This is a genomic window from Spirillospora albida (assembly GCF_000718255.1).
Lineage (GTDB): Bacteria > Actinomycetota > Actinomycetes > Streptosporangiales > Streptosporangiaceae > Spirillospora > Spirillospora albida.
Genome location: NZ_JOFJ01000058.1, coordinates 1 through 792 on the forward strand (window position 1 = coordinate 1; position 792 = coordinate 792).

General features: G+C 69.8%; 1 protein-coding gene. It reads right to left on the bottom strand.

What is annotated here, in order from left to right; genetic code table 11:
- Window positions 1-547: CHAP domain-containing protein (locus IE99_RS0128490; RefSeq protein WP_051713487.1), on the bottom strand; the 547-nt coding region annotated here is incomplete at its 3' end.
- Window positions 548-792 lie beyond the last annotated feature (245 nt).

A 792-nucleotide genomic window follows, 5' to 3' on the forward strand; every position in this document is an offset into this window, starting at 1 on the left:
AGTACTTGGGGTGGCCGAAGCCGACGATGGTGCCCATGGTGCGGGTGCGGACCATGACCTTGTCGCTGACGTTGCCTTCGACGGTGGTGACGGTGCCGTTGCGGTTGACCTTGGTGACCAGGCCGACGTGGTCGATGCGGGAGATGTGGCGGCTGCCCTTCCAGTCGAAGAAGACCAGGTCGCCGACGCGGGGCTTGCGGTCGAAGCGGCCCTTGCTCTTGAACCACTGGGCGTGGGCGGGGGTGTAGGCGAACCGTCCGACCTTGCCCGAGACGCCGGCCTGGCGGGCGACCCAGCTGACGAACATGTCGCACCAGGGGGCCTTGCCGAACGAGCGGCCGTACCAGGTGCCGTACTTGCTTGCGCCCTTGCGCTCGCCGATGCCGACCTGGGACTTGGCGATGGCGACCATCCGCTGGGCGCCCTTGGGGGTGGCGGCCTGGGCGGCGGGGGCGGAGATCAGGGAGCCGGCGGCGGCGGTGGCGGCCAGGCCGACCATCAGGCCGCGGCGGGTGCGGGGGGCCAGGGTGATGTTCAGGATGGACAAGGCGATTTTCCCTTCTTCTGCCACCACCGGCGGGCACACGCAAAGGGACGGGGGTCCGTGCTGCGGGTGCCTGCCTTGCGCGGCGGGTCAGGCCCAGAGAGGGGCCCGCACCGCGAGCGGCGGCTTGGACGTGGAGCTCAGACCGGGGGGCCTGAGCCGGCGCGTTTCGGATCGCGCTCTTTCGTCGTTGTCAGCAGACCCATCGGCACCACCCGACGAGGTCCTGAGGAAAACCCCGAAAACCT